This window comes from Xanthomonas translucens pv. undulosa (genome assembly GCF_017301775.1).
GTDB lineage: Bacteria > Pseudomonadota > Gammaproteobacteria > Xanthomonadales > Xanthomonadaceae > Xanthomonas_A > Xanthomonas_A translucens.
The window spans coordinates 2410469-2428048 of the sequence record NZ_CP063993.1 but is presented as its reverse complement, the minus strand read 5'-3'; the positions used below and the strand labels follow the sequence as shown (position 1 = coordinate 2428048).

The following is a 17580-nucleotide window of genomic DNA, read 5'->3' as shown; positions in this document are numbered from 1 at the left end:
GGGTGCACTGTGGGAGGGACTTCAGTCCCGACTGCTGCCGGAGCCGGGACTGAAGTCCCTCCCACTTCGCTCGTCGCGGCTGAAGCCGCTCCTACAGGGGCCATGGCGTGCGCTGCCCGGATCCGCTGCCGAACGATCCGCAGCCGACTGTGACCGGAACTCAACTGAAGCATGCAGCGCGATCGGTGCGCGCTGTCACCGTGCGCGCGCGCATGAGCGGTATGCTGTGCGCATGCCCGATTTCCTTCGTCGCCTGCTCGCGCCGCCTGCCGTGGCCGTCGAACGCGACCTCGTCCGCCTGCAGTTGGACGAGCGCGAGATCGAGGTGCTGCGCGTGCGCGACCCGCGCGCACGGCGGATCAAGCTCAGCGTCGACGAACGCGGCGCGCGCCTGACCCTGCCGCTGCGTGCCAGCCTGGTGTCCGGCGAGCGTTTCCTGCTCGAGCATCGGCACTGGCTCGGCGAGCAGCTGGCGCGCTATCAGGCCGAAGACGACGAACCGAGCCTGCAGCGCGGCGTGCCAGGCTGGCTGCCGCTGCGCGGCGAACGCCTGCCGCTGCGCTGGAGCGAGGGCCGCTACGCGCGGCTGCAGGTCGATGCCGACGGGGCGGAACTGCAGTTGCCGGCGCGCGCCGGCGATGCCGCGATCGCGCGCGCGCTGCGCGAGTTCTACGAAGCGCAGGCGCGCGCAGACATCGGCCGTTGGCTGCCCAAATACCTGCCCTCGCTGCCGCGCGCGCCGGCGCGGGTGCGGCTGAAGGTGATGTCCTCGCAATGGGGCTCGCTGGCGCCGGATGGTTCGATGGCGCTGGACCTGGCGCTGGTGCTGGGGCGGCCGTCGGCGTTCGAGTACGTGCTGGTCCACGAGCTGTGCCATCTGCTGCAGGCCAACCACTCGCCGGCGTTCTGGCACGAAGTGGAAGCGCGGTTCCCGGCCTGGCGTGCCGAGCGCGACTATTTCCATGCGCAGGGACGGCGCCTGAAGGCGCAATTGCGGCGGCTGTTGAGCTGAGTCGCGCTGCGACGCGGCGGACGAGCGGCGGGTTTCGCCTCAGCGCTGCGGAAGAAGAACTCCATGCGCAGCGCCCGGCAGGCCCCCTCTCCCCGCCTACCTCACACCTGGCGCGACCTCCGGCGCCAGCGAACGATACGGTCCGAACGGCGCTACGCCGGCATGTCAGGACGCCGGGATCGGGCCGCGTACGCAAGACGTATCGCGTCTATGCCTGTTTTGTCGGCAGGCGTGGCGGGAACTTAAGCGAAATTTTTTCTACACACAAGCTTCACGGAGTTTGTGTATGTACCGCATTCAGCCGCCACCCGACCGCGCCCCGCATGGCGCTGGCCGGCGGCTCAGAAGAAGTCGTGCAACAGCGCCGCGACCGCGGCCGGCTGCTCCATGTGCAGGTGGTGGCTGCCCGGCACCACGTGCACGCGGCCGTGGCGCAGCCGCGCCGCACGCGCGTTGCGCAGCGCCTCGGGGAAGTACGGCGGCGCCGGGTCGGCGTAGATCACCCGCGTCGGGCAGTCGATGCCGGCCAGCAGCGCCTGCACCTGCGCCTCGCTCAGCCGCACCGCGGTGGGCAGGGTCAGGCGCCGGTCGCTGCGCCACACGTAGCCGCCCTCCACCGCCTCGACCCCGCGTTCCACCAGCAGCCGCGCCGCCGGCTCGCTGAGCTGGTTGGCCCGCATCCGCGCACGCACCGGCGCGGCCAGGTCGGGGAAGACGCGCAGCGGCGAGGCGTTGCCGCGGCGGGTCACGGCGACGCTGTCGCGCAAGCGTTCCAGGGTGCCTTCCACGGTCTCGGCGAGGCCGCCGAGCATCTCGATCGCGACCAGCTTCTCGACCCGATGCGGCGCCGCCGCGGCCAGGGTGCTGGCGATCGCCGCGCCCAGCGAATGGCCGAGCACCGCGAAGCGCTCCCAGCCCAGCGCGTCGGCCGCGTCCAGCAGCGGATGCAGCATGCCGGTCAGCAGATAGTCGGCGCCGGCCGGCAACGGCACGCTGTGGCCGTGGCCGGGCAGGTCCAGCATCACCAGGTCCAGCTGCGGCAACTGCGCGCTCAGCGGCACGAAGCTGGCGGCGTTGTCCAGCCAGCCATGCACCGCCAGCAGCTTGGGGCCGTGCGGATCGCCGCTGCGCAGCCCGGCCAGCGTGCCCACCGCGACGGGCAGGCGAACGTGCGCAGCGTCATGCGGCGCGGGCGGCCAGTTGCGCCAGCGCGCGCGCGTGCGCCGGGGCGTCGTTGAGGCAGGGGATGTAGCGCACCTGCATGCCACGCGCGGCGCAGGTCTCGACGAAGCCCATCGCCACTTCTTCCAGCGTTTCCAGGCAATCGGTGGCGAAACCCGGGCAGATCACATCGACCCGCTTGATCCCCTGCTCGGCCAGCTGCCACAGGCTCGGCTCGGCATACGGCTGCAGCCAGCGCTCGGCGCCGAAGCGCGACTGGTAACCGAGCCGCCATGCGTCGGCACCCAGGCCCAGCGCCGCGGCGATCGCCTGCGCGCTGGCCTCGCAGCGCTGCGGGTACGGGTCGCCGTTGTTGGCCACGCGCTGCGGCAGGCCATGGAAGGAGAAGAACAGGGTCTCGCCGCGGCCGTGCTGCGCCCAGTGCGCACGCACGCTGTCGGCCACCGCCTCGACCCAGGCCGGGTCGGTGGGATAGTCCTCGATCAGGGTCACCGGCAGCTGCGGATTGCGCGCCTGCCAGGCCTGCGTCACGTCCTCGATCGAGGCGGTGGTGGTGGTCGAATACTGCGGGTACAGCGGCAGCACCACGATCCGGCGTACGCCGGCGTCGCGCAACGCGTCCAGTGCCGGCGCCAGCGCCGGGGTGCCGTACCGCATCGCCCAGGCCACGCGGTGGCCAGGCAGTTCGCGCTGCATGCCCTCGGCCAGGCGCCGGGTGTACACCGCCAGCGGCGAGCCTTCCGGCAACCACACCAGCGCGTATTTTTCCGCCGAGCGCGGCGAACGCCGCGGCAGGATCACCCAGTTCAGCAGCGGCCACCAGAACAGCTTGGGGATGGCAACCACGCGTTTGTCGCCGAGGAATTCGGCCAGGTAGCGGGCGACCGCAGGCGCGGTCGGCGCCTCGGGCGTGCCTAGGTTCACCACCAGTACGGCGGTCTCGGGGGCGTCGATCATGCGTGCATTGTGGCAGAGGCGCCCGCCACGCGCGTGGAGATGGTGTCGATCGCAACGATCGCCAGTGCGCATGACGGCCGCACACGCTCATTGGCGATTCATTGCGCTGTGACTAAGTTCGGGGACTTGCAGTATTTTGCTGCGGACCTATTTCGGAAGCCCGCCATGCCCCGCCTGCCGCGCCTCGCGCTGTTGTTGAGTACCACGCTGTTCGTCGGCCACGCCGTGGCCGGCCCGGAAGAAGACGAGCGCGCCCGCAACGCGCTGCGCGTGCTGACCGACATCCAGCAGATCCCGGAGCAATCCATCCCCGACAAGCTGCTCGACGAGGGCCGCGCGATCGTGGTGATCCCGGACACGCTCAAGGCCGGCCTGGTCATCGGCGGCCGCCGCGGCCACGGCCTGATGTCGGTCAAACGCCCCGACGGCACCTGGTCCAACCCGGTGTTCGTCAAGCTCACCGGCGGCAGCATCGGCTTCCAGGTCGGCGTGCAGTCCTCCGACGTGGTGCTGGTGTTCCGCAACGACCGCAGCCTGGACAACATCGTCAACGGCAAGTTCACCCTCGGCGCCGATGCCGGCGTCGCCGCCGGCCCGGTCGGGCGCAACGCCTCCGCCGCCACCGACGGCCAGCTCAAGGCGGAGATCTGGTCGTGGTCGCGCGCACGCGGCCTGTTCGCCGGCGTGGCGCTGGACGGCGCGGCGCTGCAGATCGACGATGCCGCCGATCTCAACGTGTATGGCAGCAACACCACCCCGCGCATGATCTTCGAAGGCCGCACCACCGGCCTGGCGTCCAACGACGTGGTCGCGTTCCGCGACAAGCTCGAGGAAGCCACCTACGCGGCGCGGCAGAACCGCGGCACCGACAGCGGCGGCGCCCGCACCACCAGCGCCGCGCCGACGCCAACGCCCCGCCCGCAAGCGGCTGCGCGGGCCGAAGCGCCAGCGGTCGCCGAACCCGCCGCCAACGGTGCCAGCACCGCGCCCATGCAGACGCCGCCGCAGCAGGGCTTCCAGCCGGTGTCCGAAGGCGAGATCCGCACCGAGTCGCTGGACGGCAACCACTAGAATCGGCGGCACTGAACGCACCGCGGCGCGGTGCGTTATCCTGCTTGTTCCTTACGACTTCTCTGCGAGCGGATCATGGGCGGTTTTAGCATCTGGCACTGGCTTGTGGTGCTGGTGATCGTGCTGCTGGTGTTCGGCACCAAGCGGCTGACCAGCGGCGCCAAGGATCTGGGCAGTGCAGTCAAGGAATTCAAGAAAGGCATGCGCGACGAGGACAAACCCGCTGGCCAGCTCGGCGACGAGTCGCGCAGCGGCGAACAGTCCCACCAGACCCAGGCCGAACGCGATCGCGACGCGCGCTGAATAGGAAGCCGTCGGCGTGTTCGATATCGGATTCAGCGAACTGCTGCTGATCGCAGTGGTGGCATTGGTGGTGCTCGGCCCGGAACGCCTGCCCAAGGCCGCGCGCTTCGCCGGCCTGTGGGTGCGCCGCGCGCGCGCGCAGTGGGATTCGGTGAAACAGGAACTGGAGCGCGAACTGGAAGCCGAGGAGCTCAAGCGCAGCCTGCAGGACGTGCAGGCTTCGCTGCGCCAGGCCGAATCGCAGCTGCGCGACAGCGGCCAGCAGCTACTGCGCGACACCGACGCGCTGCGCCGCGAGATCGACCCGACCGGGCCGGAACCGCTCGCCGACGCCGCGCCTGCCGCCATCGAATCGCCGGCGACGGCTGCACCAGCACCAACGCCGGAACCGTTGCCGCCGCCCGGCGCGGCCGCGCCTGCCGCCGCAGCGGCGGCACCGGCACCGGCACCGGCACCGGCACCGGCAACGCATGCGCACGTACCAGCGGACGCAACGTCACCCGCCGCACACCATCCGGCCCCCGCACCGCCGGCGCTTGGCGCCGCACCGCCCAACGCCGATCCTGAGCCGCCGCGATGAATCCGGAAGCCGAAAGCAGCCTGATCGAGCATCTGGTCGAATTGCGCGCGCGCCTGGTGCGCGCGCTGCTCGGCCTGGGCGTGGTGGTGCTGGTGCTGCTGCCCTTCTCCAAGCGCATCTACACCTGGCTGGCCGCGCCGATGCTGGCGCAGCTGCCGATCGGGCAGAGCGTGATCGCCACCCACCCGGCCGGCGCGGTGTTCGCCCCGCTCAAGCTGACCTTCTTCGTGGGCGTGTTCATCGCCGTGCCGTGGCTGCTGTACCAGGCCTGGGCGTTCGTCGCCCCGGGCCTGTACCAGCGCGAGAAACGCCTGGCGCTGCCGCTGCTGGCCTCGGCGGTGCTGCTGTTCTACGTCGGCTGCGCCTTCGCCTATTTCCTGGTGCTGCCGGCGGTGTTCCACTTCCTGACCACGTTCAAGCCGGACATCATCCAGCTCACCCCAGACGCCGGCGCCTATCTGGATTTCGTGCTGGCGATCTTCTTCGCCTTCGGCGCCAGCTTCGAGCTGCCGGTGGCGCTGGTGATCCTTGCCCTGCTCGGCTGGGTCACCCCGCAGCAGCTGCGCGAAGGCCGCGGCTACGCGGTGGTCGGCATTTTCGTGCTGGCCGCGGTGCTGACCCCGCCGGACGTGGTCTCGCAGCTGATGCTGGCGATCCCGATGTGCCTGCTGTACGAGATCGGCATCATCGCCGCCAGTGCGGTGACCAAGAAGCCGGGAATCGAGGCCAGGGAATAGGGATGGGAACGGCGTGATGCGTCGGGGCCGAAACCCTTCCGCAGCAGCCGCAGGATCGTGCCCGCACATCACACGCAAAAAAGAAGCGGCCCCGAAGGGCCGCCTGCTGTTACCGATTCCCGGCCCTCAAGCCGCAAACACATTCGAAGGCGGCGGCGGCACCGCCGGCGCGGCATCGCCGCCGTGCACGAACATCTGCTTCCACGCCGCGTACACCGCGCCAGCCAGGGTCGGCATCGCCAGCGCCATCAGCAGCAATTGCGCGATCAAGGCGGCGATGTTCGCCCCGGCCAGCGCCTGCACCAGCAGCACCACCAGCGCCAGCACGAAATACAGCGCGAACATGGCGATGAAGGCGAGCACGAAGAACACCAGCATCGCCGGCACGTTGTGCAGGCAGGCGCGCAGGCTGTTGCGCATCGCCGCCAGGCCGTTGCGGCCATCGAACATCACCTGCGGGGCGAACACGAACAGGGTCAGCGTCACCGCCACGAAGCCGACGAACACCAGCAGCAGCCACAGCAGGATGCGCATGGCCGGCAGCGTGGCCACCAGTTGCTCGACCTGCGCCGGATCCGGCTGGGCGCTGGACTGGCCGAGCTCGTTGAGCTTGTTCATCACCGTGCCCAACTGCTCCCAGCCGCTCTGGCCGACCACCACCAGCGCCAGCGCGCCCAGCCCCAGGCCGACCAGCACCTGCGGCAGCAGCGCCACCAGCAGGCGCGGCGCGCGGCCGTCATGCAGGCCCTGCAGCAGGTGCGCCGGCTGCGCGGTACGGCCCTGGTCCACCTCGCGCACCGCCCACACCAGCCCGCCGAACAACAACGGCCCGGCCAGGCCCAGCAGCAATTGCGCGAGCATGCCCAGGTTCGGATTCAGTGCGCCCAATAGCAACGCCAGCAACGCCGTCAGGCCCCAGATCACGCCCAGCAGGCCCAACCCCAGCGGCGCGCGGCGCAGCAGCGCAATCCCGCTCAACAGCCATTCCGCGCCGGCCGAAGCCGGCAGCTTGCGAATCTCGATCATTGCCAATCCGAAGTGGGGGACGCCGTACAAGGCGGCGCGTGTACAGATTATCGCGGTTTTGCCTGGCCGCCGGCGGTTTGCTGGCCGCGCGCGTGCTGAACGAAGCGCCGCAACAGCTTGCGCGCCAACGGCGCGGCGCTGACCTCGCGGGCGATGGTACGGGCACAGCGTCCGGCGCTGCGTAGACACTCGGCGCGGGCGTGCACGTAGCCGCGCATGTGGTGGGTGGCGAATTCCGGGTGGAACTGCACGCCCCAGGCGGCCTCGCCCCAGCGGAAGGCATGGCACTGGTCCTGCGCCGAGCGCGCCAGCACGGTGGCCCCGGCCGGCGCGCGCAGCACCGTCTGCAGGTGCGTGGCGTGGGCCGGGAAGCGTTCGGGCAGGCCGGCGAACAACGGATCGTCGAACGCCGGCGGGTGCAGATCGATGTGCACGGTCCCCGATTCGCGTCCCGCCGGGTTGTAGGCAACCTCCCCGCCCAGCGCATGCGCCAGCAGCTGGTGGCCGTAGCAGATGCCCAGCAGCGGGGTGCCGGCGTGGGCGGCCTCGCGCAGCCAGTCTGCCGAGCGCTCGCTCCAGTCGGCACGGTCTGTGACGAAGGCGGCCGAGCCGGTGACGATGATCCCGGCGAAGCCGTCGCACGCCGGCAACGCAGCGCCGCCGGCGACATCGGCCACCACCGTGTCGCGTGCGGCCAGGCCGGCGGCGACACGGATCCAGTGCGGAAAGCGCCCGTAGCGCCGCATCGTCGCCACCGGCTCGCCGGTTTCGAGGATCAGGAAGGGCGCAGGCGTCATCGGCAGGCGGCAACTCGGTTGGGGATAACCCGATTGTAGTCAGACCTTCGCGGCTTTTTCCAAGCCGGCAGCGCACTGCGCCACGATCGCGCGTCGCAATTCAGCTGCACGACAGTCGTTCGCGGCCGCCGGCCAGCGAACACGGCATGCGTGACCGGCCCGCACGCTGGCGCCTGGCGTGCCCGGTGCGACGACGGCATCGGGGCGGCAAGACGCGCACGCCTCACTCGCGCGGCGGCAGCACCGACAGCACTTCTTCGATGGTGGTCAGGCCGGCGGCGACCTTTTCCAGCCCGGCGCGGCGCAGGCTGCGCACGCCCTCGGCCTGCGCGGCGTGGCTGAAGCCGGCCAGGTCCATGTCGGCGCGGATCAGCGTGCGCAGGCGCGGCGTCACCGGCAGCAGTTCGTACAGGCCGACCCGGCCCAGATAGCCGGTGCGGCGGCATTCCAGGCAGCCGACCGGGGCGTGCACCTGCAGCTCCTCCGGCAGCGCTTCGCCCGGCGCGCGCAGCGCGTCCCATTCGATCTCGCTGAGCATGTGCGGGCGCTTGCAGTGGCTGCACAGCGTGCGCACCAGGCGCTGCGCCAGCACGCCGTTGAGGGTGGAGGCGACCAGGTAGTGCGGCACGCCCAGGTCGAGCAGGCGGGTGATCGCCGAGGGCGCGTCGTTGGTGTGCAGGGTGGACAGCACCAGGTGCCCGGTCAGCGAGGCCTGCACCGCCATCTGCGCGGTCTCCAGGTCGCGGATCTCGCCGATCATGATGATGTCCGGGTCCTGTCGCAGCAGGGTGCGCACGCCGCTGGCGAAGTCCAGGTCGATGTTGGTCTGCACCTGCATCTGGTTGAACTCCGGCGCGATCATTTCGATCGGGTCCTCGACGCTGCACACGTTCACGTCCGGCGTGGCCAGGCGCTTGAGCGTGGAGTACAGCGTGGTGGTCTTGCCCGAGCCGGTCGGGCCGGTGACCAGCACGATGCCGTGCGGGCGTTCGACCAGCGCCTTCCAGCCGGCCGCCTCCTGCACGCTGAAGCCGAGCTGGTCCACGCTCTTGAACGCCGCGTCCGGGTCGAAGATGCGCATGACGCACTTCTCGCCGAACGCGGTGGGCATGGTCGACAGGCGCATCTCGGTCTCGCGCCCGCCCGGGGAGCGGGTCTTGATGCGCCCGTCCTGCGGGCGCCGGCGCTCGGCCAGGTCCATGCGCCCGAGTACCTTGATCCGGCTGACGATGGCGGTCATCACCGCCGGCGGCACTTCCAGCACCTTGTGCAGCACGCCGTCGATGCGGAAGCGCATGCGCCCAGCCTCGCGCCGCGGCTCCAGGTGGATGTCGCTGGCGCGCTGCTCGTAGGCGTACTGCAGCAGCCAGTCGACGATGTGCACGATGTGGTGGTCGTCGGCATTGACGTCGCCGCCGCGGCCCAGTTCCACCAGCTGCTCGAAGCTGGGCAGGCCGCTGCTCTGCTCGTTGCGCCCGTCCTTGGCGCCGCGCACCGAGCGGGTCACGCCGAAGAATTCCATCGTGTAGCGGTGCAGGTCCAGCGGGTTGACCACCGCGATCTCGATCCGGCGCCGCGCCAAGTGCTGCACGTCGGCCAGCCAGTCCAGCGCCAGCGGCTCGCTGGTCGCCACCAGCAGGCGTTCGCCGTCCAGCGCCAGCGGCAGGATGCGGTGGCGGCGAGCATAGGCATGCGAGACCACCGCGGTGACCGCGGCCACGTCGACCCGGGTCGGGTCGATGCGCAGATAGCGCAGGCCGCAGCGCTGCGCCAGCCACTCGGTCAGCCGTTCCAGGCCCAGCTCGCTGCCGGGCGGGCGGGTCGCGGCCAGTTTCAGGTTGGACAGCAGCACCAGCGGATGCACGTCGCTGACGGTGCGCACGGACTGCGCCGAGAACTGCATGCGGCTGCGCTCGGCCGGCGCGACCAGGCCGTCGGCGAGCAGCGCCGCGGCCACGCGCTCGAAACTCAGCCGCCCGGGCGGCAGCGACACCGTGGCGGGTACAGGCACGGCGGGCGGCTGCGCGGCAGGTCGCGAATCCATGGTCAGGTCCGGTGCGCGGAAGTCCCCGCAAGTCGGTCGCTATACTAGCGCACCCCCTTTGCCGGCCTTTGCTGCATGCCCGTCTCCCGGTCCGTTCCGATCACGTTCCAGGGTCTGATCCAGACCCTCAACCAGTTCTGGGCGCAGCACGGCTGCGTGCTGATCCAACCGCTGGACCTGGAAGTGGGCGCCGGCACCTTCCACCCGGCCACGTTCCTGCGCGCGCTCGGCCCGGAGCCGTGGAACGCGGCCTACGTGCAGCCGTGCCGCCGTCCCACCGACGGCCGCTACGGCGAGAACCCGAACCGCCTGCAGCGCTACTACCAGTACCAGGTAGCGATGAAGCCGAACCCGGACAACATCCAGCAGCTGTACCTGGACTCGTTGCAGGCGCTGGGCATCGACCCGCTGGTGCACGACCTGCGCTTCGTCGAGGACAACTGGGAATCGCCCACGCTCGGCGCCTGGGGCCTGGGTTGGGAAGTGTGGCTCAACGGCATGGAGGTCACCCAGTTCACCTACTTCCAGCAGGCCGGCGGGCTGGAATGCAAGCCGGTGCTGGGCGAGATCACCTACGGCCTGGAGCGGTTGTGCATGTACCTGCAGAACTGCGACAACGTCTACGACCTGGTGTGGACCTATGGCCCGGACGGCGCGCCGGTGACCTACGGCGACGTCTATCACCAGAACGAGGTGGAGCAGAGCGCGTACAACTTCGAGCATGCCGACGTGGCTGAGCTGTTCCACCGCTTCGACGCCTGCGAGCGCGAGGCGCAGCGACTGGTCGAACTCGGCCTGCCGTTGCCAGCCTACGAGCAGGTGACCAAGGCCAGCCACGCCTTCAACCTGCTCGACGCGCGCCGCGCGATCTCGGTGACCGAACGCCAGCGCTACATCCTGCGCGTGCGCGCGCTGGCGCAGGCGGTGGCCAAGGCCTACCACGCGCAACGCGAGAAGCTGGGCTTCCCCGGCGTGAAGCGCTGAGGCTGCGGCCGATGCGGCCAAACAGCGAACTGTTCCTGGTGCTGGGGTGGCTGTGGTCGGCGCCGCTGGCGTTCGGCTATTTCTGCGCCTGGTGGGCGCAGCAGCACGGACGCAGCGCGGTGGGCTGGTTCCTGTTCGGATTCCTTTTGCTGCCGGTGGCTGGGTTATGGCTGCTGGCGATCAATGGCGACGACCGCGATGGCCGCGGCAAGTCGAAAGACAAATCGATTGGGCGCGGCGACCTGCTGGCGACCCGTAAGGACGTGATATGAGCATGCATCCCCTGCTGATCGAACTGGGTACCGAGGAACTGCCGGTCAAGGCGCTGCCGGGCCTGGCGCAGGCCTTGTTCGATGGCGTGATCGCCGGGCTGGAGAAGCGCGGCATCGCGGTCGAGCGCGGCGACGCCAAGCCGCTGTCCACCCCGCGCCGGCTGGCGGTGCTGCTGCCGGGCGTGGTCGCGGAGCAGCCGGAGCAGCGCTCGGAAGTGCTTGGCCCGTATCTCAACATCGCCCTGGACGGCGACGGCCAGCCGACCAAGGCGCTGGCCGGTTTCGCCGCCAAGGCCGGCATCGACTGGACCGCGCTGGAGCGCACCAGCGACGCCAAGGGCGAGCGCTTCGTGCACCGTGCCGTGACCGCGGGCGCGCAGACCGCCGCGCTGCTGCCGGAGATCCTGCGCGAGGCGATCGCGGCGATGCCGATCCCCAAGCCGATGCGCTGGGGCGACCACGATTATGGCTTCGCGCGGCCGGTGCATTGGCTGGTGCTGCTGTTCGGCAGCGACGTGGTGCCGGTGCAGCTGTTCGGCGTGCAGGCCGACCGCATCAGCCGCGGCCACCGCTTCCTGCACGACGCGCCGGTCGCACTGGCCCAGCCGGGCGACTACGTGGCCGCGCTGCAGGCGGCGCAGGTGCTGGTGGACCCGGATGCGCGCCGCGCGCGCATCGTCGCCGAGGTCGAACAGGCCGCGCGCCAGGCCGGCGGCAGCGCGCGCATCTCCGACGACAACCTGGAGCAGGTGGTGAACCTGGTCGAATGGCCGTCGGCGGTGCTGTGCCATTTCGAGCCGGCGTTCCTTGCGGTGCCGCAGGAAGCGCTGATCGAAACGATGGAGAGCAACCAGAAGTTCTTCCCGGTGCTCGACGATGGCGGCAAGCTGACCGAGCACTTCATCGGTATCGCCAACATCGTCTCGCGCGACGTAGCCGAAGTGGCCAAGGGCTACGAGCGGGTGATCCGCCCGCGTTTCGCCGACGCCAAGTTCTTCTTCGACGAGGACCTCAAGCAGGGCCTGGTCGCGATGGGCGAAGGCCTGGCCAGCGTGACCTACCAGGCCAGGCTAGGCAGCATCGCCGACAAGGTGCAGCGCGTGGCCGCGCTGGCCGAAGCGATCGCGCCGCCGGTCGGCGTGGATGCCGCGCAAGCACGCCGCGCCGCTGAGTTGAGCAAGAACGACCTGCAGTCGCGCATGGTCAACGAGTTCCCCGAACTGCAGGGCATCGCCGGGCGCCACTACGCCAAGGCCGCCGGCGAGGCGGGCGAGATCGCGCTGGCGATCGACGAGGCCTACCAGCCGCGCTTCGCCGGCGACGACATCGCGCTGTCGCCGCTGGGCAAGGTGCTGGCGATCGCCGAGCGTCTGGACACGCTGGCCGGCGGCTTCGCCGCGGGGTTGAAGCCGACCGGCAACAAAGACCCGTTCGCGCTGCGGCGCAATGCGCTGGGGTTGGCGCGGACGGTGATTGAGAGTGGGTTTGATGTGGATGTGCGCGGGTTGCTTGACCAGGCATTGGATGCTGTCGCGTTTGCAAAGAGCCGACAAAAGGACAAGCAGGCTGAAACCGCTGCCGCAACAGCACGCGCTTCGGGCGCGGATGCCAATGCTGTTCCGAACGTAGGTGGCACCACGCTTGCCGAGCTTCACGAAATCTTCGATTTCATTCTCGACCGCCTGCGCGGCTACTACGCCGACAAGGGCGTGCCGGCGACGCATTTCAATGCCGTGGCGGCGCTGTTCTCAGTCGCGGCTGAAGCCGCTCCTACAGGGAGCGCGGCGGTTTCTGTAGGAGCGGCTTCAGCCGCGACCGCCACCCACGGATCGCTCTACGACTTCGACCGCCGCATCGAGGCGATCGGCCTCTTCGCCACGCTGCCCGAGGCCGAGGCGCTGGCTGCGGCCAACAAGCGCATCCGCAACATCCTGCGCAAGGCCGAAGGCGCCATCCCGGCGCAGATCGACCCGACCCTGCTGCGCGAGCCGGCCGAAAGCGCCCTGGCCGAAGCGGTGGAAGCGGCGATCGTGGAAACCGACGGCGCGCTGCGCCAGCACGACTACGTCACCGTGCTGAACTTCCTGGCGCGGCTGCGGCCGCAGGTGGACGCGTTCTTCGACGGGGTGATGGTCAACGTCGAGGACCCGGGGATCCGCGGCAATCGCCTGGCGCTGCTCAAGCGCCTGGGCGACCGCCTCGGCAGCGTCGCCGCGATCGAGCATCTGTCGTCGTAAGCCGCGCGGCGGATGAATGCATGTAGAGGCTGCGAAAGCAGCCCCTGCTTTTTCTGTGGGAGCGACTCTGGCTGGCCTTGGGCCATCGGTCGCGACGAACGAAGCCAGCGATCCCGCAGCCAAGTGAAAGTATCGGGACTGAAGTCCCTCCCACAGTGCACCTGGCCGGCTATCGGCGAGTGCCAGCCAATCGGCTGCACTTGAAAAAGCCGCAGCCTCCCCCGAAAAGGGGGCCGTGGTCCCGGTGGGAGAAGGGAAATGCAAGCACGCGCTTCACTCAGGCCTGCCACGCACCGCATGCGCACAACCGCCGCTACGAATTCCCACTCCCCACTCCCCGCCTCAATCAAACAACGCCTGGATCGCTGCCAGCCCGGCATTGGCGCGTTCCTTCTTGCGCTCGGCGTCGGCCACCGGATCGGCGCCGTCGCGCTGCATCTCCTCGGCCGGGATCTCGTCGAAGAAGCGGCTGGGCTTGAGCCGGATGTGTTCGCCGAACTTGCGGGTCAGCTTGCTGTAGCTCATCCACAGCTGCTCCTTGGCGCGGGTGATGCCCACGTACAGCAGGCGCCGCTCTTCCTGCAGGTTGCCCTCCTCCAGGCTGACCTCGTGTGGCAGCACGCCGTCCTCGCAGCCGACGATGAACACGTAGCGGAACTCCAGGCCCTTGGACGCGTGCATCGTCATCATGCGCACCTGGTTACCGCCGTCGTCCTTGTCGTTGCGCGACAGCAGCGCCAGCTGCGCCGCCAGATCGCCGACGGTGGCGCCGCGCGGGCCGCCCTCGAACCACTTGGCCAGTTCTTCCAGGTTGCTGCGGCGGCGCTGGAACGTGGTTTCGTCCTTGCACTGGCTGCGCAGTTCGCGGATCAGCCCCGACTGCTCGGCGAGCTGGCGCACCACGTCGGCCGAGGACAGGGTCAACGCCGCGGTGCGCAACTCCTGCAGCGTATCGACGAAATCGCTCAGGCCGTTGGCCGCGCGCGGCGGCAACTGCTGCAGCGCGCCCATCGACTCGGCCGCGCGCGACATCGGCAGATGCTTGGCCGAGGCCAGTTCCGCCAGCTTGGCCAGCGAGCTCGCGCCGACCTCGCGCTTGGGCGCCTGCACCGCGCGCAGGAACGCGGCATCGTCGTCGGGATTGACCAGCAGCCGCAGCCACGACAGCACGTCTTTCACTTCCTGCCGTTCCAGGAACGCGGTGCCGCCGGTGATGTGGTACGGCACGCCTGCGATCTGCAAGGCTTTTTCCAGCGGCCGCGACTGGAAGTTGCCGCGGAACAGGATGCAGAAATCGCTCCACGGCACCTGCTTGGCGGTACCCAGGTAGGCGATCTCGGCGGCGACCTTCTCCGCCTCGTGCTCGCTGTCGCGGCATTCCCACACGCGGATGCGCTCGCCGTCGGCCTGGTCGCTCCACAGGGTCTTCAGGTGTTCGTGCGGGTTGTGCGCGATCAACGCATTGGCTGCGCGCAGCACGCGGTTGGAACAGCGGTAGTTCTGCTCCAGCTTGACGATCTGCAGCGCCGGATAGTCGCGCCCCATCTGCATCAGGTTTTCTGGGTTGGCGCCGCGCCAGGCGTAGATGCTCTGGTCGTCGTCGCCCACGCAGGTGAAGTTGCCGCGCGGGCCGGCCAGCATCGTCAGCAGCCGGTACTGCGCGTCGTTGGTGTCCTGGCTTTCGTCCACCAGCAGGTAACCGATGCGCTCGCGCCAGGCCATCACGATGTCCTCGTTCTCCTCCAGCACCTGCACCGGCAGGCGGATCAGGTCGTCGAAGTCCACTGCGTTGAACGTGCTCAGCCGCGCCTGGTAGCGCTCGTACAGGCTGGCCGCTTCCTGCTCGCGGTTGCTGCGCGCGGCGGCCATCGCCTGCTCCGGCGACAGCCCGGCGTTCTTGGCGCGCGAGATCAGGTTCTTGGCGTCGTCGATCGCATCGGGCTTGGCGCCTTGCATCAGGTCCTTGATCTGCGCGGCGGCATCGTCGGCGTCGAAGATCGAGAAGCCGCGCTTCAGCCCGACCGCGGCGTGCTCGATCTGCAGGAATTTCAGCCCCAGCGCGTGGAAGGTGCAGATGGTCAGGCCGTCGGCGGCATCGCCCCGGATGCGCTTGGCCACGCGCTCGCGCATTTCCTTGGCCGACTTGTTGGTGAAGGTGATCGCGGCGATGCGCTTGGCCGGGTAGCGGCCGGTGGCGATCAGGTGCGCGATCTTTTCCACGATCACGCGGGTCTTGCCGCTGCCGGCGCCGGCCAGCACCAGCAGCGGGCCTTCGCAATGCAGCACCGCGGCGCGTTGGGGGGGATTGAGACCGTGCATGAAGACTTCCCTGGGCCGCGCATTGTAACGGGCGCCGGCCGGCGCCGAGGACGGCGCCGCCGCGCGGGCGCTGAACGGGTTTTCCCTGGCGTATCCGGCCTGCGACGGGGCTGGCCGCCGCGCTAGAATCGGGCCATGGCGAAACTGTATTTCTACTATTCGGCGATGAACGCCGGCAAGACCACGACGCTGCTGCAGTCGGCGCACAACTATCGCGAGCGCGGCATGCGCACCGCGATCCTGACCCCGCAGCTGGACCACCGCGCCGGCAGCGGCGTGGTCGCCTCGCGCATCGGCCTGCGCGCCGATGGCAACACGTTCGTATCGGACACCGACCTGCTGGCGCTGCTGCAGGACGCCATCGCCCGCGACGGCGCGCTGCATTGCGTGTTGGTGGACGAGGCGCAGTTCCTCAGCCGCGCGCAGGTCTGGCAGCTCAGCGAGGTGGTCGACCGGCTGCGTATCCCGGTGCTGTGCTACGGCCTGCGCACCGATTTCCGCGGCGAGCTGTTCGAGGGCAGCCAGTATCTGCTGGCCTGGGCCGAAGAACTGCAGGAAATCAAGACCATCTGCCACACCGGCAGCAAGGCGACGATGACCGTGCGCGTGGACGCCGACGGCCACGCCATGCAGGACGGTCCGCAGGTGGAGATCGGCGGCAACGAGCGCTACGTGTCGGTGAGCCGCGCCGAGTTCAAGAAGATCATGCGCGGCGAAGGCCGCATCGACCCGTTGCAGATCGCGCTGCCGCGGTAGCGCAGCGCGGAGTCGGGCTGGCGTACGCAAGGATCGCCCGGTCCGCGTTGGCCAAGGCCAAGGCCAAGGCCTTGGCCTTGGCCTTGGCCTTGGCCGCATGCGTAGGCGAGAACCGCCGCGAGCGCGATGCACTGATCTGGTGCGTACAACCGCCGCGTCCGCACGGCGACAGGGCGCGGATGCGCCGACCATGAATGGCGATTGACGGCGCCTGCACGGCGTCCGCCGCATAGGCCATTCGTCTGTGGATCGCCGCCATAGCGCGCGGCTACACTCTGCGGCGATCGTACTCATGGAAAGAGAGACATGCATCAATTCAAGGGATATGCCACCGCCGGCTGCGCGGCGCTGGTCATTGCGGTTGCGCTGGCACTGTCCGGCCCGGCCGCCGCCGCCCACAACGCCCGTACGTTCGACGACATTCCGGCGCAGGTGATGACCGACGGGTTTCTCGAAGCGCACCTGGACCTGTTCTATCGCCGCGCCGGTATCCGCGCCGACAAGAAGGGCGAGTTCGCCGAGGCAAAGAAGCACTATCTGCTCGCCGCGCGCTATGCCGACAAGCCGTCGCAGGCGCGGCTGGGCGAAATGTATTGGGAAGGCCAGGGCGTGGCGCAGGATCGCGCGCTGGGGTTCCTGTGGATGGCGCTGGCCTCCGAGCGCGGCTACGACGCCTTCACTACGCGCAAGATGGAGTACTGGAACCAGCTGACCCCCGAAGAGCGGCAGCGCGCGATCAAGCAGGACAAGAAGATGCTGGCCGAGTACGGCGACCAGGCGGCCAAGCCGCGCCAGGAAGCGATGTTGCGGCGCGAAGCGGCGCGCAGCACCGGCAGCATGCTCGGCCACTCCGGCGCTTCCAGCGTGCAGATCAACGGCCCGCGCGGCGGCAGCATCGATCCGGAAGTGTTCTACGCAAAGCAATTCTGGGAACCGGCGGCGTACTGGAAGCTGCAGGACCGGGTCTGGGAGGGGCGCACGCCGGGCCGCGTGGATATCGGCGATGTCGACGACATCACCCAGGACACCGCGCCGAAGCCGCAGCAACCGGCCAAGCCCTGATGCCGCCGCAATGCGCGAAGCCGGTCTGCGCGCAGCATCGAGGAAAGCGTCGGGACTGAAGTCCCTCCCACAGCGCACCCAGCGCGTTGACCGCGCACCTCTGTAGGAGCGGCTTCAGCCGCGACGAACGAAGCCGGTCACTGTGCAATTCCGCGAAAGCGTCGGGACTGAAGTCCCTCCTACAGTGCACCCAGCACCTCGGCCGCGCACCTCTTGTGGGAGCGGCTTCAGCCGCGACCAA

At 69.5% G+C, this 17580-nt stretch carries 16 protein-coding genes; 10 read left to right on the top strand and 6 right to left on the bottom strand.

Features of this window, described 5'->3' with window-relative positions:
• Positions 1 to 232: 232 nt before the first annotated feature.
• Positions 233 to 1012: a M48 family metallopeptidase gene (locus tag ISN38_RS10295; RefSeq protein WP_003469900.1), complete on the top strand. Its 780-nt coding sequence runs from the start codon at positions 233 to 235 to the stop codon at positions 1010 to 1012.
• Between the two features lie 341 nt (positions 1013 to 1353).
• Here ISN38_RS10295 and ISN38_RS10290 read toward each other — a convergent pair whose 3' ends face one another.
• Together ISN38_RS10290 and hemH are read right to left on the bottom strand one after the other, a co-directional pair.
• The gene (locus tag ISN38_RS10290) at positions 1354 to 2163 is read right to left on the bottom strand and encodes an alpha/beta fold hydrolase (RefSeq protein ID WP_003469903.1); all 810 of its coding nucleotides are present in this window, start codon (positions 2161 to 2163) and stop codon (positions 1354 to 1356) included.
• Positions 2164 to 2191: 28 nt separating this feature from the next.
• The gene (gene hemH / locus ISN38_RS10285; RefSeq protein WP_003469906.1) at positions 2192 to 3151 is read right to left on the bottom strand and encodes a ferrochelatase; all 960 of its coding nucleotides are present in this window, start codon (positions 3149 to 3151) and stop codon (positions 2192 to 2194) included.
• Between the two features lie 165 nt (positions 3152 to 3316).
• Here hemH and ISN38_RS10280 point away from each other — a divergent pair, with 165 nt between their 5' ends.
• The 4 genes from ISN38_RS10280 (at position 3317) to tatC (ending at position 5842) form a co-directional block, all read left to right on the top strand.
• Positions 3317 to 4222 carry a lipid-binding SYLF domain-containing protein gene (locus ISN38_RS10280; RefSeq protein ID WP_003469908.1) on the top strand — a complete coding sequence of 302 codons (906 nt, stop codon included), beginning with the start codon at positions 3317 to 3319 and terminating at the stop codon, positions 4220 to 4222.
• Positions 4223 to 4297: 75 nt separating this feature from the next.
• Positions 4298 to 4525: a Sec-independent protein translocase subunit TatA gene (tatA, locus tag ISN38_RS10275; protein ID WP_003476746.1), complete on the top strand. Its 228-nt coding sequence runs from the start codon at positions 4298 to 4300 to the stop codon at positions 4523 to 4525.
• A gap of 16 nt (positions 4526 to 4541) precedes the next feature.
• Entirely contained in the window at positions 4542 to 5105 is a 564-nt protein-coding gene (gene tatB / locus ISN38_RS10270) for a Sec-independent protein translocase protein TatB (RefSeq protein ID WP_206711786.1), read from the top strand.
• Positions 5102 to 5842: a twin-arginine translocase subunit TatC gene (tatC, locus tag ISN38_RS10265; protein ID WP_003469917.1), complete on the top strand. Its 741-nt coding sequence runs from the start codon at positions 5102 to 5104 to the stop codon at positions 5840 to 5842. Before tatB ends, tatC begins: the two co-directional genes overlap by 4 nt.
• Before the next feature lie 126 nt (positions 5843 to 5968).
• Here tatC and ISN38_RS10260 read toward each other — a convergent pair whose 3' ends face one another.
• The 3 genes from ISN38_RS10260 to ISN38_RS10250 all read right to left on the bottom strand — a co-directional run bounded on the left by ISN38_RS10260 (position 5969) and on the right by ISN38_RS10250 (position 9709).
• Positions 5969 to 6868, bottom strand: a complete 900-nt coding sequence (locus ISN38_RS10260) for a BPSS1780 family membrane protein (RefSeq protein WP_003469920.1) — start codon at positions 6866 to 6868, stop codon at positions 5969 to 5971.
• Between the two features lie 47 nt (positions 6869 to 6915).
• Entirely contained in the window at positions 6916 to 7665 is a 750-nt protein-coding gene (locus tag ISN38_RS10255) for a glutamine amidotransferase (RefSeq protein WP_003469921.1), read from the bottom strand.
• A gap of 223 nt (positions 7666 to 7888) precedes the next feature.
• On the bottom strand, positions 7889 to 9709 hold the full coding sequence (locus ISN38_RS10250) for a GspE/PulE family protein (RefSeq protein ID WP_003469923.1): 1821 nt from the start codon (positions 9707 to 9709) through the stop codon (positions 7889 to 7891).
• Positions 9710 to 9784: 75 nt separating this feature from the next.
• Here ISN38_RS10250 and glyQ point away from each other — a divergent pair, with 75 nt between their 5' ends.
• Genes glyQ through glyS form a run of 3 tightly spaced genes read left to right on the top strand, consistent with a single transcriptional unit; the run spans position 9785 to position 13202 of the window.
• Positions 9785 to 10693 carry a glycine--tRNA ligase subunit alpha gene (gene glyQ, locus ISN38_RS10245; RefSeq protein ID WP_003469925.1) on the top strand — a complete coding sequence of 303 codons (909 nt, stop codon included), beginning with the start codon at positions 9785 to 9787 and terminating at the stop codon, positions 10691 to 10693.
• Positions 10694 to 10704: 11 nt separating this feature from the next.
• A complete protein-coding gene (locus tag ISN38_RS10240) occupies positions 10705 to 10965 on the top strand; it encodes a hypothetical protein (RefSeq protein ID WP_003469927.1) in 261 nt (86 codons plus the stop codon).
• Complete coding sequence (gene glyS, locus ISN38_RS10235) at positions 10962 to 13202, top strand: glycine--tRNA ligase subunit beta (protein WP_108085274.1); 2241 nt, start codon at positions 10962 to 10964, stop codon at positions 13200 to 13202. Before ISN38_RS10240 ends, glyS begins: the two co-directional genes overlap by 4 nt.
• A 342-nt stretch (positions 13203 to 13544) precedes the next feature.
• Here glyS and rep read toward each other — a convergent pair whose 3' ends face one another.
• Positions 13545 to 15521, bottom strand: coding sequence for a DNA helicase Rep (gene rep / locus ISN38_RS10230; protein WP_206711785.1), 1977 nt, complete (start codon positions 15519 to 15521; stop codon positions 13545 to 13547).
• Between the two features lie 135 nt (positions 15522 to 15656).
• On the opposite strand from rep, the gene ISN38_RS10225 reads away from it, so the two are divergent.
• Positions 15657 to 16277: a thymidine kinase gene (locus tag ISN38_RS10225; RefSeq protein WP_003469932.1), complete on the top strand. Its 621-nt coding sequence runs from the start codon at positions 15657 to 15659 to the stop codon at positions 16275 to 16277.
• A gap of 306 nt (positions 16278 to 16583) precedes the next feature.
• Positions 16584 to 17339 carry an SEL1-like repeat protein gene (locus ISN38_RS10220; RefSeq protein WP_003469935.1) on the top strand — a complete coding sequence of 252 codons (756 nt, stop codon included), beginning with the start codon at positions 16584 to 16586 and terminating at the stop codon, positions 17337 to 17339.
• Positions 17340 to 17580: the final 241 nt, after the last annotated feature.

Bases quoted from the DNA above. Each gene is read 5' to 3' on its own strand.
- ISN38_RS10295 (WP_003469900.1), top strand. From the start codon at position 233: ATGCCCGATTTCCTTCGTCGCCTGCTCGCGCCGCCTGCCGTGGCCGTC.
- hemH (WP_003469906.1), bottom strand. From the start codon at position 3,151: ATGATCGACGCCCCCGAGACCGCCGTACTGGTGGTGAACCTAGGCACG.
- ISN38_RS10280 (WP_003469908.1), top strand. From the start codon at position 3,317: ATGCCCCGCCTGCCGCGCCTCGCGCTGTTGTTGAGTACCACGCTGTTC.
- tatA (WP_003476746.1), top strand. From the start codon at position 4,298: ATGGGCGGTTTTAGCATCTGGCACTGGCTTGTGGTGCTGGTGATCGTG.
- tatC (WP_003469917.1), top strand. From the start codon at position 5,102: ATGAATCCGGAAGCCGAAAGCAGCCTGATCGAGCATCTGGTCGAATTG.
- ISN38_RS10260 (WP_003469920.1), bottom strand. From the start codon at position 6,868: ATGATCGAGATTCGCAAGCTGCCGGCTTCGGCCGGCGCGGAATGGCTG.
- ISN38_RS10255 (WP_003469921.1), bottom strand. From the start codon at position 7,665: ATGACGCCTGCGCCCTTCCTGATCCTCGAAACCGGCGAGCCGGTGGCG.
- ISN38_RS10250 (WP_003469923.1), bottom strand. From the start codon at position 9,709: ATGGATTCGCGACCTGCCGCGCAGCCGCCCGCCGTGCCTGTACCCGCC.
- glyQ (WP_003469925.1), top strand. From the start codon at position 9,785: ATGCCCGTCTCCCGGTCCGTTCCGATCACGTTCCAGGGTCTGATCCAG.
- ISN38_RS10240 (WP_003469927.1), top strand. From the start codon at position 10,705: ATGCGGCCAAACAGCGAACTGTTCCTGGTGCTGGGGTGGCTGTGGTCG.
- glyS (WP_108085274.1), top strand. From the start codon at position 10,962: ATGAGCATGCATCCCCTGCTGATCGAACTGGGTACCGAGGAACTGCCG.
- rep (WP_206711785.1), bottom strand. From the start codon at position 15,521: ATGCACGGTCTCAATCCCCCCCAACGCGCCGCGGTGCTGCATTGCGAA.
- ISN38_RS10225 (WP_003469932.1), top strand. From the start codon at position 15,657: ATGGCGAAACTGTATTTCTACTATTCGGCGATGAACGCCGGCAAGACC.
- ISN38_RS10220 (WP_003469935.1), top strand. From the start codon at position 16,584: ATGCATCAATTCAAGGGATATGCCACCGCCGGCTGCGCGGCGCTGGTC.